At 57.0% G+C, this 242-nt stretch carries 1 protein-coding gene; it reads right to left on the reverse strand.

What is annotated here, in order from left to right; all coding sequences use genetic code 11:
• Window positions 1-224: hypothetical protein (locus KDK82_RS33055; protein WP_218827115.1), on the reverse strand; the 224-nt coding region annotated here is incomplete at its 3' end.
• Window positions 225-242 lie beyond the last annotated feature (18 nt).

Consider the following 242-nt stretch of genomic DNA (forward strand, 5'->3'; position numbering starts at 1 on the left):
CGCCAGCCTTTCGCCGGAAGTTTTGTGCGCGCCTGCAGGCCGCACTTCGCCGCCGACCAGTGCGGCTGCGCACCGAAAAAACTAAAGATCAGTGGCGGAAAAACTAATGTGTAGTGGCGTTCCTGCGGAACGCCACTGAACACGCAGCCCGTCACGCAGATAACTCGTTGATTTCTCACGTCCTCGCAAGCCATGCGCCATCGATCTTTAGAGAGATGCGCCACTGTACTTTCGTCTGTACG

This window comes from Delftia sp. K82, from assembly GCF_002193035.1.
Classification (GTDB): Bacteria; Pseudomonadota; Gammaproteobacteria; order Burkholderiales; family Burkholderiaceae_C; genus Comamonas; species Comamonas acidovorans.